Origin of the sequence: Vibrio alginolyticus NBRC 15630 = ATCC 17749, assembly GCF_000354175.2 — a bacterium.
Classification (GTDB): domain Bacteria; phylum Pseudomonadota; class Gammaproteobacteria; order Enterobacterales; family Vibrionaceae; genus Vibrio; species Vibrio alginolyticus.
This window is the reverse complement of the sequence record NC_022349.1, coordinates 486,462-500,976: the sequence shown is the minus strand read 5'-3', so window position 1 is coordinate 500,976 and position 14,515 is coordinate 486,462. Positions and strand designations below refer to the sequence as shown.

11 protein-coding genes are annotated in these 14,515 nt (G+C 42.9%); 3 read left to right on the top strand and 8 right to left on the bottom strand.

Annotated elements, in window-relative coordinates:
- Positions 1 to 28: 28 nt before the first annotated feature.
- Positions 29 to 505, bottom strand: a complete 477-nt coding sequence (locus tag N646_RS24820) for an alkaline phosphatase family protein (RefSeq protein ID WP_021707625.1) — start codon at positions 503 to 505, stop codon at positions 29 to 31.
- 94 nt (positions 506 to 599) lie between these two features.
- Positions 600 to 1,454: a sulfatase-like hydrolase/transferase gene (locus N646_RS24815; protein ID WP_255209460.1), complete on the bottom strand. Its 855-nt coding sequence runs from the start codon at positions 1,452 to 1,454 to the stop codon at positions 600 to 602.
- Positions 1,455 to 1,701: 247 nt separating this feature from the next.
- Between N646_RS24815 and N646_RS02195 the strand changes: the two genes are divergently transcribed.
- Positions 1,702 to 3,219, top strand: a complete 1,518-nt coding sequence (locus N646_RS02195; protein WP_017821948.1) for an arylsulfatase — start codon at positions 1,702 to 1,704, stop codon at positions 3,217 to 3,219.
- A gap of 107 nt (positions 3,220 to 3,326) precedes the next feature.
- Here N646_RS02195 and N646_RS02190 read toward each other — a convergent pair whose 3' ends face one another.
- The 3 genes from N646_RS02190 to N646_RS02180 all read right to left on the bottom strand — a co-directional run bounded on the left by N646_RS02190 (position 3,327) and on the right by N646_RS02180 (position 6,964).
- Positions 3,327 to 4,325: an HAD family hydrolase gene (locus N646_RS02190; RefSeq protein ID WP_017821947.1), complete on the bottom strand. Its 999-nt coding sequence runs from the start codon at positions 4,323 to 4,325 to the stop codon at positions 3,327 to 3,329.
- Positions 4,326 to 4,487: 162 nt separating this feature from the next.
- Positions 4,488 to 5,585 (bottom strand): tetratricopeptide repeat protein, encoded by a 1,098-nt coding sequence (locus tag N646_RS02185; RefSeq protein ID WP_017821946.1) that lies wholly within the window; start codon positions 5,583 to 5,585, stop codon positions 4,488 to 4,490.
- 53 nt (positions 5,586 to 5,638) lie between these two features.
- Positions 5,639 to 6,964 carry an anaerobic sulfatase maturase gene (locus tag N646_RS02180; protein ID WP_017821945.1) on the bottom strand — a complete coding sequence of 442 codons (1,326 nt, stop codon included), beginning with the start codon at positions 6,962 to 6,964 and terminating at the stop codon, positions 5,639 to 5,641.
- A 238-nt stretch (positions 6,965 to 7,202) separates the two neighbouring features.
- Here N646_RS02180 and N646_RS02175 point away from each other — a divergent pair, with 238 nt between their 5' ends.
- A complete protein-coding gene (locus N646_RS02175; RefSeq protein WP_372434443.1) occupies positions 7,203 to 7,931 on the top strand; it encodes a formylglycine-generating enzyme family protein in 729 nt (242 codons plus the stop codon).
- Between the two features lie 46 nt (positions 7,932 to 7,977).
- Here the strand turns inward: N646_RS02175 and N646_RS02170 are convergent, their stop codons facing one another.
- On the bottom strand, positions 7,978 to 10,308 hold the full coding sequence (locus N646_RS02170) for a tetratricopeptide repeat protein (RefSeq protein ID WP_017821944.1): 2,331 nt from the start codon (positions 10,306 to 10,308) through the stop codon (positions 7,978 to 7,980).
- Positions 10,309 to 10,696: 388 nt separating this feature from the next.
- On the opposite strand from N646_RS02170, the gene N646_RS02165 reads away from it, so the two are divergent.
- Positions 10,697 to 12,262: an arylsulfatase gene (locus N646_RS02165; protein ID WP_017821943.1), complete on the top strand. Its 1,566-nt coding sequence runs from the start codon at positions 10,697 to 10,699 to the stop codon at positions 12,260 to 12,262.
- Between the two features lie 197 nt (positions 12,263 to 12,459).
- Here the strand turns inward: N646_RS02165 and tnpA are convergent, their stop codons facing one another.
- A complete protein-coding gene (gene tnpA / locus N646_RS02160; RefSeq protein WP_017633711.1) occupies positions 12,460 to 12,894 on the bottom strand; it encodes an IS200/IS605 family transposase in 435 nt (144 codons plus the stop codon).
- A 170-nt stretch (positions 12,895 to 13,064) separates the two neighbouring features.
- Positions 13,065 to 14,486, bottom strand: coding sequence for an aspartate kinase (locus N646_RS02155; RefSeq protein ID WP_017820940.1), 1,422 nt, complete (start codon positions 14,484 to 14,486; stop codon positions 13,065 to 13,067).
- Between the last annotated feature and the right edge of the window lie 29 nt (positions 14,487 to 14,515).

The window sequence follows — 14,515 nt, the reverse complement described above, 5'->3', positions numbered from 1 at the left end:
GTATGCGAGAAAGAGCCATTGGGGTAAACTACTTCTGGCGTAATCCATCCACTGGAAATTGATTGAAATTCCCCTTGCTACAATCGGGCTCATATCCAAATGGAGCAGGGAAAGGAATCGTATCGCAGCTTGTTGAAACGGAAGATTCAAACTTTACTCTCTTTCCTATCATGATAGGAAATAACCATGTGGCATTATTTCTTAAATCAAACTCCTCTTTAGGGTCATCAATCAAATTGTATATTTCAGGGATCTGTAATGGGCGCCCTTTCTCCGGCATGATATCTTGATCAATAAAGTGCATCTTGTAATTTTCCCACTTATAAGCGTAGGTTTCAGATCCATTGTTAACGATGAAACCATCTCGATTAGACTTTTCACTATCTCCCTTTAAAAAGGCCCACTGATCAATACTATCTATTGTTCTATCGCTTGGTAATTTGTATCCACCGACATGAGAAAGTGAGGCAAATAGATCCACAACATGGATAATTTCATCACTCACTCTGCCCGGTTTGATGTGGTTAGGCCAAGAGGCAATAAATGGTGTTCGGAGAGAGCCTTCAAGAGCCGTAAAGTACGCACCACGCCATGGTCCGCTATGGCATATGCCACTCTGGACCGTTGTCAGAAAACCAAATCACTAGTGCATTGTCTTTAATTCCTGCTTTTTCTATTGCACCAATAACTTGCCCAGCTCGAAAATCTATCTCAGCTAACACATCTGAGTAATTTCCTTTGCCTGTTTTACCAATAAAATCAGGATGAGGTAGCGTCGGTAAATGTGGTTGAGTAAAAGTAATTACAGAGAAAAATGGCTTATTCTCTTTCACATTTCGATTTATAAAATCTGTGGCATGTTCAACTAGCTCACTGTCAATCGTTCTACGTGAGTCCAAATTATATTCTTTGACCCCTTTAGGATCCTGCCCTGCTCTAGCTGAAAGGATTTGAGGTTTAGGTAATATAGCTTTATAACCGGGTTGAGAGCTATATTCTGACTCATCCGTCGTATTTGCAATGCCATACCATTCATCAAAGCCTTGATCCGTTGGAAAGCGCCCTTTTTGGTCTCCCAAATGCCATTTCCCGTAAAGGCTCGTGTTATATCCTTGTTCCTTAAACTTCTCTGCAATGGTTATCTCCCAGTTCACCATACCGTAAGGCACTCCCCAAACAACCTTATCTGTCCCAGATCTAAGCGCTCGCCTCCCCGTCATGAATGAGGAGCGAGTTGGCGTGCATTGCGGTTCCACATTAAAATTAGTAAGGCGTACACCTTCTCTAGCAAGTTGATCTAAGTTTTTAGTTTCAACACCTCTGGTACTCCCATAGGAACTTAGTTCCCCCCACCCAAGGTTATCAACCAACATTACCACGACATTTGGTGTCTCTTCCGCAACCACTTCTAACGGGATACATAGAAACAGGATAGTTGCTAGTTTATTTTTCATAGTGTCGCCTTTCATTGAAATTCAATCCTGTAAGTGCGTCTTATCACACTTAAAACACACTAAAGTCTAGTCCATGTTAGTTAACATTTTTGAAAAACAGGGATTACTTGGAAGCAACAAAAAACCTCTACTATATTCAACTGACTACATTGTCTCATTTGGTGTCATCTCACTCGACTTCGCCATGATGAACACAATTAGTAACGTTATATAACGATAATGGATTCATTTATCGCGGAGGATTTTCATGCGAAACTCGATTAAAAAGGTAATGGCATTGGTCGGTACATTAGCTGCGTCCACAGCCTTTGCTGCCGATAAGCCCAACATCCTTGTGTTCTGGGGTGACGATGTAGGTGTATACAACATTAGTGCGTATCACAATGGTATGATGGGAGGGAAGACTCCTAACATTGATAAAATCGCCAATGAAGGTGCCATTTTCACAGACGCTTACGCACAACAGAGTTGTACTGCCGGACGAGCCTCATTTATTCTGGGTCAACATCCGTTTCGTACCGGTCTATTGACTATTGGTATGCCCGGCGCAAAAGAGGGTATTCAATCGAAAGATCCTACTATCGCAGAGTTACTTAAAAATCACGGCTATGTGTCTGGTCAGTTTGGTAAAAACCACCTTGGTGATCAAGATGAGCACCTACCAACTAACCATGGGTTTGATGAGTTCTTTGGTAACCTATACCATTTAAACGCGGAAGAAGAGCCTGAGTCTGAGTTTTATCCAAAAGATCCAGAGTTTCGTAAAAAATTCGGACCTCGAGGCGTGTTGAAGGCGACTGCGGATGGCAAAATCGAGGACACTGGTCCCCTTACTCGTAAGCGTATGGAAAACGTAGACCGAGAGTTCATGGATGCTAGCTTGGCATTTATGGAAAAAGCAGTAAAAGAAGACAAACCATTCTTTATTTGGCATAACTCAACCCGTATGCACGTCTGGACACATTTGAGTGAAGAATATCAAGGGAAGTCAGGTTACGGCTTATACGCCGATGGCATGATGGACCTAGATGATCAAGTAGGTGTCATGCTTGATAAACTTGAAGAGCTAGGCGTAGCAGATAACACCATTGTTGTTTTTAGTACTGATAATGGCGCTGAGAAATTTACCTGGCCAGATGGTGGTACTACACCGTTCAAGGGCGAAAAAGGTACGACTTGGGAAGGCGGATTCCGCGTTCCGATGATGGTACGCTGGCCTGGAAACATTAAACCAGGAACGGTTATCAACGATATCTTTTCACAAGAAGACTGGATGCCAACTATACTCGCAGCTGTGGGCGAACCAGATGTGAAAGAAAAACTATTGAAGGGTCATAAAGCAGCGGGCAAAACCTTTAAAGCACATTTAGATGGCTACAACCAACTTGATCTGCTGACTGGTAAAGCTGACGAAGGCGCACGCAAAGAAATCTTTTACTTCGATGCTGGTGGTAATTTAAACGCCGTTCGTTATAAAGACTGGAAGATCCACTTCAGTATTATGGAAGGTGCCATTAATGAGGCATACCGCAAAACACCTAGTTGGCCTTTGATTGTAAACCTTCGTATGGATCCATTTGAGGTCGGTCCAGATGCAGCACTTTACGTCAGACATTTTTACGCTGATCAAATGTGGATGTTCGTTCCTGCTCAAGCTATCGTGCGTAAGTTCCTAGAGACATTCAAGGAGTTCCCTGCCACGAAAGGTAGCTCGTTAAGTATTGAAAAAGTGGTAGAAACAATGACACAGCAACCTAGAAACTAGACCCTAGGTATCGAAGCTACTGTGGAATTAACTAAGGCCTCAATTGTGAGGCCTTTTATTTCGTTGCAATTGTTTGGTTGCAGCAAGTTATGGTCAAACAAAGATTATCATTTAGTGCTCTCTTTAAACACTTGATTCCAATCTTGTTTCATATCGACAAATAGCCAACCTTGCTCTTCACCTACTTTAAACGATTCATCTAACTTACCAACATGAGAATCTTTATCATACGCCCATTCGCGCTTGTCATCCGTGTGATGGATAATCGCAGAAAATCTTGGACCTGAACCTGCTTTCGTCCACTCTAACATCTGTAAATCACCATCAGAATTACCAAACGCCATGACCGGACGTTTGCCAATGAAGTTTTGAATCGTCACAGGCTTTACTGCTTTGTCATTGACGAAGTCTATTTCCGGCATGCGTAGGATGGTAGGTTTTCCATCAACACTTTGATATTCCGCCTTTAACGTCGTCCCCACGATGTTTTGCGTTGGAATGCCGTATACTTCCGGCGCCCAAACGCGCATAAATTCAATACCGCCTCCAGAAACGATGTAGGTCTGATAGTCGTTCGCTCTTAAATAGTCGAGCAGTTCGAGCATAGGTTGATAGACCATTTCAGTGTATGGTCTACCCGTTGTTGGATGGACAGCCGTTTTCAACCATTCCTTAACTTCTTGATGAAACTGTTCAGTAGACATTCCAGAATGGGTTGCCATAACAAGCTTCATTACACCTTCGAGTCCTTGTTTACCAATCCCCTCCATGTCACCTTTTAATGCGGAAGCAAAGGGTTCGGTTGTCTTCCAATCAGGATGCTCAGAGGCCATTTCTTTTACTCTATCGATCGCAAAAAACAACTGTAGATAAACAGGCTTTTCTGCCCAAAGTGTTCCATCATTATCAAACGTCGCGATTCGTTGGCTTTCAGGCACATAGGAATCCGAACCTTGGGTCGTTGTTTTCGTAACAAACGCCATAATAGCTTGCTTAGCGTCAGTGTTGTTCCATGACGGAAGTGGATCTTGCATATCAGCAGCAACAGCGTAACTAGACAGAGCTAAACCTGTTGCTAAGACAATCGCCTTTAACTTTATAGCCATCTTAATTCCTTATATTGAGGTGCTAGGTGCGAATCCAATCAAAAGTATAGTTCAATTGAAACAGGCGCATATTGAACTGACATATCCAACGGCCACCAAAGAGTGACGCCGTCACTAAATTGGTTCACTATTTTATTGAAATAGGAACATGGAATTTACCGATTAGAGTTTAAATTCATTGGCTTCAACTGATGTAGAGGCACTTTTACGTCCCTTTTTCTGATTGAGCTCTTCAATAACATAGTCGGGAGCGACCTTCGTTAGCTCTGTTAAACAGTCATCCGTTTTAGGGTTGCCGTATCTGACATAGATGTCACACACGGCATACAATTGTTCTGGAGCACCGGATATCAAATACGCTTGCTCAAAAGCGTTGACAGACTTCTTCAAGTCTAACTCTTCTTGCAGAACACCATTTAAATACCAAAAGTAACTGTTCGTCGTTGCCATCGTCGCAGCTTTGTCTATTTCAAACGCCGCTTCTTTCTTTTTGTCTAATCTAACCAAAGCGAGAGATTTAGAATAATGCAGCGAGGCATCTTCTGAATTTAGCTTGATACCCTCGTCAAGCACGTTGATAGCTTTTTGGTCTAGCTGTTGCGCTCGGAAGTTGTCTGCATAGCTTAACCAAACTTGAGGGTTGTTTGGCTCAAGCTTAGTTAACTCTGGGTATATCAGCGCCGCTTTATCCCAATCACGATGCCAACGGTAAACGTCTGCAAGTAATAACTTGGAAACATTATCGTTCTTACTGGACAAGTGTGCTGTCAGCTCTGAAACAGGCCCCTCAAGTGACTGCTGTTGCTCCGAACTCAAATTGGCGTAATCTCGAACGAGGTTAATCGCTGCTGTAATTCGCACCATGGCGGCGTCATCACTCAATAACGGTGAAATCAAACGCCAACGGTGCTCAATCATATATGGCTGTGCTCCCACGATCGCAGCTTCGCGAATACCTGCATCTTCATCCTGCAACCCACGCGCAACTGCAACCAATGCATTTTGGCTTGGATAGTTGGCTAACTCACGTAAAGCATCAATACGTTTTTCTGAAGACAACTTTTTATTTTGCGCATCATAAGACAGCTTTTCGACTCGTTGCGCCGGTGTCATTTGAGCTTCTTGTGGAGTGACAACCGTTGTCGGCGATACTTGATCTGGGTCTAGCAATGTTGTTTCTTGTGCCACTGCTGTTTGACTCGCAGCAATGCCGATCGAGATCACGAGTAATGATTTAGAGAGCAGCTTAATTTTTTGCATTCAATAACCTATATTCTTTCATTTCCGGGCCTGTAGCAGGCGTAGTGACTATCTTAAAACTTCGTTTCAAACACAGTCTGTGTTTGAGTAGCTTGCTGGTGTAGAATCTGGTCACTGTATTTACCGTGAACCACTGGGTTACCTGTCGCTCGTAAGATGTACGCCATCGACTGATCAACATGGGTAAAAAACTTCTTCCAACCCGCGCAGAGATAATTAAGACCAGGCTCACCTTGCCTAGTACGGATAAAACGGTTTTTGGGACATTCTCCAAAACATGCAAATTGATAATCACATTGAAGGCACTGTTGGGGCAGCGTACGACTTTTAGCAAACCCAAATTTCTGCTGCTCAGAGCTATAAGCGAGCGTATCGAGCTTTTCGTGATGAATGTTTCCAACCTTATATTCTGGGTACACGTAATGATCACACGCAAACACATCACCATTAGGCTCCATTGCTAAGCCCTTCCCGCAGATTTCACCTAACGTACACAGTGGGTTTTTTCTGCCCATCCAGGTTTCGATACTGGCTTCAAAGTACTGCACAAACACGTTGCCGATATCGTGTAAAACCCATTCATTGAAAATCGCGATCAGAAAATTTCCCCATGCTTCATCCGCAACGCAAAAAGGCTCAACAACGGCATCTTTATGACCTGGGATCAACCGTTTATCTCCTTGCTTTAGTTGCTCGTTTGGCTCCCAAGTTTGAGGGGCGGTTGTTCTGAATGTTTTCTGCTCAACTATTGGAATAAACTGCATTTGAGGGGAGCGTACTTCATCTCGCAAGAATCGGTACACTTCAAGTGGGTTACGGCCGGTCAAGTTGTTAACACAAGTGAGCGTAGCAAACTTTACTTCGTGCTTATGTAATAATTCAACCGCATTCATAACTTGCCGGAATGTGCCTCTACCAGCTCGGTTTGTTCGGTAAGCGTTGTGCATCATTTCTGGGCCATCAATGCTTAAACCGACGAGAAAGTTGTTCGCCTTTAAAAACTCACACCATTCATCGTTAAGCAGTGTGCCATTAGTCTGGAGGTCATTGGAGATCGTAATGCCATCGGGACGGTATTTATTCTGTAGCTCAACAATTGTCTTGAAATAATCCAAACCTAGCATTGTCGGCTCACCACCCTGCCAAGAGAAAATAATTTCAGGTGTATTTTGTCCCGCTATATATTGACGGATATAGGTCTCGAGCGTTTCCTCATCCATGACTGGTGAGCAGCCTGGCTTGTACTCAAGTAAATCTTGTTTGCTTAGGTAGTAACAATAGGTGCAATCGATATTGCACACTGCACCGATAGGTTTCGCCATGACATGTAATCGCTTGGATGCTTTTCCATTGAACTGCGGACCTTGAGTTATGTGCATTCATCACCTTCTTAGTTGCTAGCCTGTGCCCAACGGCGCTAAGACTAATCATTAAGTTAATCGCCTAGTGTGATGATAATGTTCAATTATTCGTGGCGCTTGTTATAGTGTGTATAACTGTTTTTCATAGACTTGCCTGATAAAATTCTTTGATCATAAATGTTGATGGAGCTCCCCTATGAAGCATTCCAAAAGTAATACTCTTTACCTTGGTGCCGCTATTTCGATTTCGCTAATTATGACTGGATGTGCAACAACACAACCTAGCCCTCTTGCCCAAAAAATCGATCAAGATATGGTTCTTATTGAAGGTGGACAATTTACGATGGGCTCGGATAATCCGTCAGCAAATAAATCCGAGCGCCCGGCTCGCACCGTTCGCGTGGAAGATTTCTATTTGGCAAAATTTGAGGTAACCCAAGAGTTATTCGAATCGGTTACAGGCTCTTCTCTGAGTTATTTTAGAAACCCAAATACGCCCGTAAATAACATTAGCTGGCAACAAGCCAATTATTTTATAAAGAAATTGAATGAAAAAACGGGAGAGCACTATCGTTTACCCACAGAAGCAGAATGGGAGTTTGCAGCGAAAGGGGGGAATCTAAGTCAAGGATTCACTTACGCGGGAGCTGATGATATTAACGACGTTGCCTGGTATGCCAGTAACTCAAACAATAAGGCACACAAGGTAGGTCAGAAAAAACCGAATGAGCTTGGCTTATACGATATGACGGGTAATGTTGGTGAGTTTGTTATTGATGCGTTTGATGAAGGTTATTACAAATCAGCACCAAGTGATAATCCGGTAAACGCAAAAGATGAAAAAGAAAGCCTTGCACACAAGTCTGTACGAGGTGGTAGCTTTGCCTATGATGCTGACGAATCCGAAAACTATCGTCGCGATTTTGCTAGCCAGTCAGTCATCATGTCCGACATGGGGCTGAGATTAGCGAAAGACGCTGATTAAACTAAGTAAGAAAAAAGTGGAGCGATAAAAGCTCCACTTTTGGTAATTAGCTCCTATTGACCCCGACAATAGAGGCTTTAAGCTGATCAATAGCTTGTTTAGGTGCATAGTGACTAAGCTCTTGTATGCACCTATCGAAAGCAAAAGCGACAGCACCTTTTTTATGATTTCTCGCTAGAACCTCGCATTGAGCATACAAGTGCTGTGGATTGCCACCGACTTCAAATGCTGTTTGCAACGCTTTACTGGCTTCTAGAACATCGCTTTTTTCTAGAGCTAGACCGTACACGTACCAATAATGAGCATTAGTTTCACCAATTTCTGCGGCGCGTCTAAGTAGCTTTTTCGCATCATCAGCTTTGCCTTGACGCAACAAAGAAAGACCTGCGCTGTATGGTAACGTGCTGGATTTAGGTTGAGCTTTCATCCCTTGTTGTAGCACCGTGAGCGCAGCTTCTTCTTTACCTAGGTGACGATACAAATCTGCTAGGTTAACGTAGCTATTTTCGAAATAGGGTTCGATGCTGATCGCTTGTTTATACAGCTCGGCCGCTTTGTCGATTTCACCTAAGCTGCGGTACACATTCGCCAAATTGGTTCTTCCGAAACCACGATCGGCATTAAACTCTTGAATTTCCATGTACTCTTCTAAAGGCGATTTAATGATATCTTTTTGTAAAGGGGTCATTTGTGCGTAGTTCGCTACCAGCACCGAGGCAGCTTCCGTTCTCACTGAAAGCACCGGGTCATCAAGCAATGGCTCTAGAATCCGCCACCGATCATGAAATTCATAACCAGACGAGCCTGAAATTGCCCCTAATCGAACCATTTCATTCTCATTCTTAACGGCCCTAGCCAAAGATACTGTTGTATTTTGGTCTGTATTGCCTCCCATCCTCTCCAGGGCTGAGGCGCGAATAATGTCTTTTAAAGACGAATCCTGAGCAGAGTATGCTAACGCATTTGCTGCTCCTTGATGACCAATTGAATCCGCATAAAATGCGACAGCAAAATGTTGCTGATTACGATACTTCGAATTCGGGTACCATTCTGCTATCTGTTCATCGGCCCATTGATTGCTTTTATCTTCATGGCATGACATGCAAACATTGGGCGTTCCAATATGTTTGCTCAAATCTGGTCGTGGAATATGCCAACTGTGGTCTCTACGAGGATCGACTTGCATGTAAGTCGTTTCTGGCATGTGACAAGTCGTACATTGCGATGCTTCAGATCCAGCCTTATGAAAGGTATGCTTTTCAGGTGTATATTCAGATGCAATATGGCATTGCGAACATACTGCCTCTTCTGGGATCGTTAATTCTGCCGTGTGTGGATCATGGCAATTAGTGCACGTGACCCCCTTCTCCGCCATTTCAGATTGAAGAAACGAACCATAAACATAATCTTCGTCGTAAATCTGTCCATCATGATAGTAGAGTTCAGGTGTTATAAGACTTAAGCGATATTTATCAAAAAAGGAACCTTTAACATGATCACCTGTTTCATTTAACTGGGTTCGGCGACTATGGCATTGAGCGCATGTTTGCACTTGATTGGTTGCTTCAATTGATTTCGGCTGTAACGTACTATGGCCTTCCTCAAACACCCAATCCGACACTGCTTTAGACAAATTTCGATCAAAGCCATAATGGCTGTCATGCTCAAAAGAAGTGCCAGCATTTTTGTATTTCTTGGCCAGTTCTATGTGCTGACTAGCAGGACCATGGCATGCTTCGCATCCCACATTAATCTCTGACCATGAGCTGTTGTAAGTGTTTTTGTCAGCGTCGTAATTCTTCTTTAGGTGCGTTGAATGGCAATCAGCACACATGAAGTTCCAATTTTGCCCGGTATTGGTCCAATAGAATTCATCCGTTGTTGTCGTTTCTGGATAAAGATGAAACCAACGCTGTCCCCCTTCAACTTTAGCTCTTGTGTCCCAAGCAAAAGGAATAAGCTGCACGCGGCCATCTTCAAACTCGACCATGTACTGCTGTAATGGTTCCCAGCCAAATGTATAGCTGATCTTATAGTCATGCCATTGCCCGTCAGAGCCTTGAATGTTGACCCAATATTCGCCGCCTTTTTTAAAAAAACGATTAGGCATTCCTTTGTGTGTTACAACATGGTTATCAAAATTACCACGCACAGAGGTTGTACTTGCATGCTTCATGGCCATATCGTGATGTGACCCTTTCCAGGCCTCCACCTCGTTTTGGTGGCAATCTATACAAGCTTGTGTGCCAGCATATTCTGGATTTAAGCCTAAAGGAATATTTGGTTTCTCTGTTAATAACTCTTGAGAAAAAGCCATAAAACTGACAACAACGTTGACCAGCAATAAAATACGAAACCGGCCTGCCCACTGACTCATAGATATCCTTATATTTATAATGCACAACCTAAATCAATATAGACACTAAATCACTGGTTATACAAATAATTACAAGCAATACATAACGACTTTAGTATTGCTTTAGGACCGTAAAACAAGCGAGCATCCTATTGTTTTTCATTTCCATCCCCTCTTCTACTACGCAATAAAAATAAGGCTCTTCAGTGATCTAAATCTACTTTACGAATCTCTACAAACTAACAGGACAATCCTATTTCTTCTTAATTAACAAATGGTTACTACCTAGCAATAACTTATAGTTATATCGAGTATAAGAGGATTTTTCTATATACATCATTAACTTATGCAGCAACTAAGCATAAGGCTCACTTGTGCTTATCTTTACTCTCAACAATCTGGAGTTTTTATGGCAAATCAATTGAGCAAAACCGCTGTAGGCGCAGGACTGTTAGCGGCGTCTAGTGCTGCTATAGCAGCAGACAAACCGAATATACTGGCAATTTTTGGTGACGATATCGGCTACTGGAATATCAGCGCATACAACCAAGGTATGATGAGTTACAAAACGCCAAACATCGACCGTATCGCGAATGAAGGTGCGTTGTTCACAGATCACTACGGACAACAGTCTTGTACTGCTGGTCGCGCTGCCTTTATTACGGGTGAAGAGCCATTTCGTACGGGTTTGTTAACAATTGGTATGCCAGGCTCTGACCACGGCATACCTGATTGGGCACCAACCATTGCAGATCTGTTAAAAGAACAAGGTTACATGACGGGTCAATTTGGTAAAAACCACTTAGGTGACCAAGATAAGCACTTACCGACAAAACACGGCTTTGACGAATTCTTCGGTAACTTATATCACCTAAACGCAGAAGAAGAACCTGAAACTTATTACTACCCTAAAGACCCAGAGTTTCGTAAAAACTATGGCCCTCGTGGTGTCATTAAGTCTTATGCCGACGGTAAGATTGAAGACACTGGCCCGATGACACGAAAACGTATGGAGCACGCAGATGAAGAGTTCCTAGAGAGCTCTTTGGCATTTATGGAAAAAGCAGTTAAGGCGGATAAACCCTTCTTTATTTGGCATAACGCCACTCGTATGCACGTTTGGACTCGCTTGCAGGAAAAATACCAAGGTAAATCAGGTGTAAGCATTTATGCCGATGGTATGCTGGAACATGATGATCATGTAGGTGTTTTACTCGACAAGCTGGATGAGCTAGGTGTTGCAGACAACACTATCGTTATCTACTCAACGGACAACGGCGCAGAAACCATGACTTGGCCAGATGGTGGCGCAACACCATTCCATGGTGAAAAAGGTACAACTTGGGAAGGCGGTATGCGTGTTCCTCAACTGGTTCGTTGGCCAGGCGTCATTAAGCCAGGAACCAAGATCAATGAAATGATGGCACACCAAGACTGGTTGCCTACATTATTGGCAGCTGCTGGCGTACCTGATGTAAAAGAAAAACTGGCAGAAGGCTACAAAGCAAATGGCAAAGAATGGCGTGTGCATTTAGATGGTTATAACTTCATGCCATACTTTGAAGGTAAGGAAGAAAAAGGCCCTCGTGAGTCGCTGCTTTACTTTACGTCTAATGGTGAATTAAACGCTGTCCGCTGGAATGACTGGAAACTTCACTTTGCAACGCTTGAAGGGAACCTAAGTAACGCAGTTCGTTTTGCTCCGAACTGGCCTAAAATCATCCACCTACGCGCTGACCCATTCGAAAAAGGCCCAAGCGAATCACAAATGTACTTGCGTTGGATGGCTGACAACATGTGGCTATTTGTACCTGTACAAGACGTTGTGGGAGAGTTCTTTAAAACACTTCCAGAATACCCAATGCAGCGTGGCACAGCGATGAACCCTGCTTCACTAAACTACGACTCTCTAAAAATGCAAGAGAAGCTGCAACAACTAGACAAAGTTGAACAAGAAATCAGCAAGTTTAAGTAAACTAAGTTAACGTTAGTTAATCAGTAACATAAGCCAGCAGACCATTCTGCTGGCTTATGTGTATCGCCACATAGGAACTTACTTAAATCGCCTGTTTAGCCTATACAAAGTGGGCATTGTGAGTACAAACTGAAAAGTAAATTACCACCTTCTAAAGAAGGTGGCTTTGTGTGAGCCCCCTAAAAGGGGGCCTTTGTTTAGTCCAGCGCCAATTGCTGCTGCTCTACTCGCTCTTGCTTCTCTTGATGTCTTACATATCGGCGTATTATTTCTTCATTGATTCCAACACTATCGACAAAATAGCCTCTTTGCCAAAAGTGATTACCCCAAAGCCTGTTCTTCCTAAGGTGAGGAAACTTGCTAAATAGCTTTAAGGCTATTTTGCCTTTCAATACCCCCATCAACTTGGATATCGAAAGCTTTGGTGGGACCTTTACAACTAAATGTACGTGGTCAACTTGTACGTTTAGCTCTACGACTTCACATCCAAGTTGATTACAGTAAACATAAATACATCGATAAACTTCTTTACCTATATTGTTCTTCAAGATCCTAAATCGATACTTTGGCGTCCACACTATATGGTATTGACAACGCCAAAATACGTGGGAAGCTTGATTGTATCTACTCATGTTATTTGTCCTCTTTGACTTCTGGAAAAATCAAAGACGCATTTAGCATGAGTAGTTTTACAGGCAAAGCCGAAACGGATGATAACCACCTACTGAAGTAGGTGGTTTAGGGCTGAAAACAAAAAAAGGAGAGCTAACCTGCTCTCCTTTGTATTTTAACCGTGGATAAACTAAGCCACATTAACCGATTTAGCTACACTGCTACTTTGGAAAAACTCATCATGCAATGCGCAAATCGCGTGCTGGTATTCCTTATCACCGACAACAAATTGAACATTTACATTTCTCAATGATGAGTGCAGTGCAACTGGCGTAACGCCATTATTCATCAATGCAAGCACACCTTTCGCCAACGTCTTGTTGGTATCAATTTGAGAACCGATGGCTGAGATAAGCGCGACCATACGACCTTTAATCGAGGCATTCGGATAACGTTTCTCGGCTTTATACAATACTTTGTTTAAGCTATCAGTACTGCCACCTAGATAGTAAGTAATAGAGTTAGCGTTCATCTCTTTACCAACCAAACTTACACGAGCATCGGAGATGATTTCCATCAATTCGTAACTAACGTTATCGGCTTTTCCTACCATTGCTTGGTCAAACAAATGCAGTGCAAATACTTTTTCTTTACCTGCGATGATCTCGACTTTGTCTTCTTCTGGGCGGTAGCTTGAAGAGATCAAAGTACCTTCGTGTTCAGGTTCGAATGTATTTTTAATCTGTAGCTCAATACCACTTTCACGTAAACCCGCAGCGGCATTTGGGTGAATCGCTTCCATGCCAAGGTTAGCAAGTTGGTCTGCTACGTCATAGTTTGTACTACCAATTGGTAATACTTTTTCAGGGCCAACAACGCGTGGGTCTGCTGAGCTCAAGTGGTACTCTTTGTGAATTACTGCTAAATCCGCTTTTGTTATTGCTGCAATTCGGCTAAATGTCATCTCACTATAACCTCGGTCATAAGTGTGCATTAGGCCCTCTTTACAGTAAGCATAACCTGTCACGATTGGCAGTTCTTTTGATACATCGATATCAGCAAACGCGTCACTGATCGACTCATCAAGGCTTCTTGGCGCTTGATTATCCCAACCAGACAGGTCAACGAACTTAGCGTTAATACCCATATTTTTTAGTTTTAGTGCTGTGTTGTAAGCACTATGTGCCTCACCGATAGACGAGAGAAACTCTCGAATTTGAGGCAAGTACTGGCGCAACGAAAATTGACCGTACTGACAGGTTTCTAAAATATTCGCGATACAGTTTTTCGCTTCAGCAATGCGGGAGCGAATGAATTTATCCGCACGGATACGATTCATTGGGTCCGCAAAAATATTTTCATTGGTCAGCAACATACGGCTTTCAACGTACGCTAACGCTTCTTCCCATTTGTCGTCGCGTTTCGCGATAAGCTGATAAACGCCTGGTTTACTGGTTTTTTTACACTCGAGCAGCGCATCGGTCATACCACCGTATGCAGATACGACAAAAATACGATTGTATGGTGTTTTGGGACGAAGAATAATATTGTCGAGAACAGCATCAAATGCTGTCATTGATGTACCGCCGATTTTTTCTACGGTAAATGTCATGATAAGCCTTTTTTGATTGGTAACTTTAA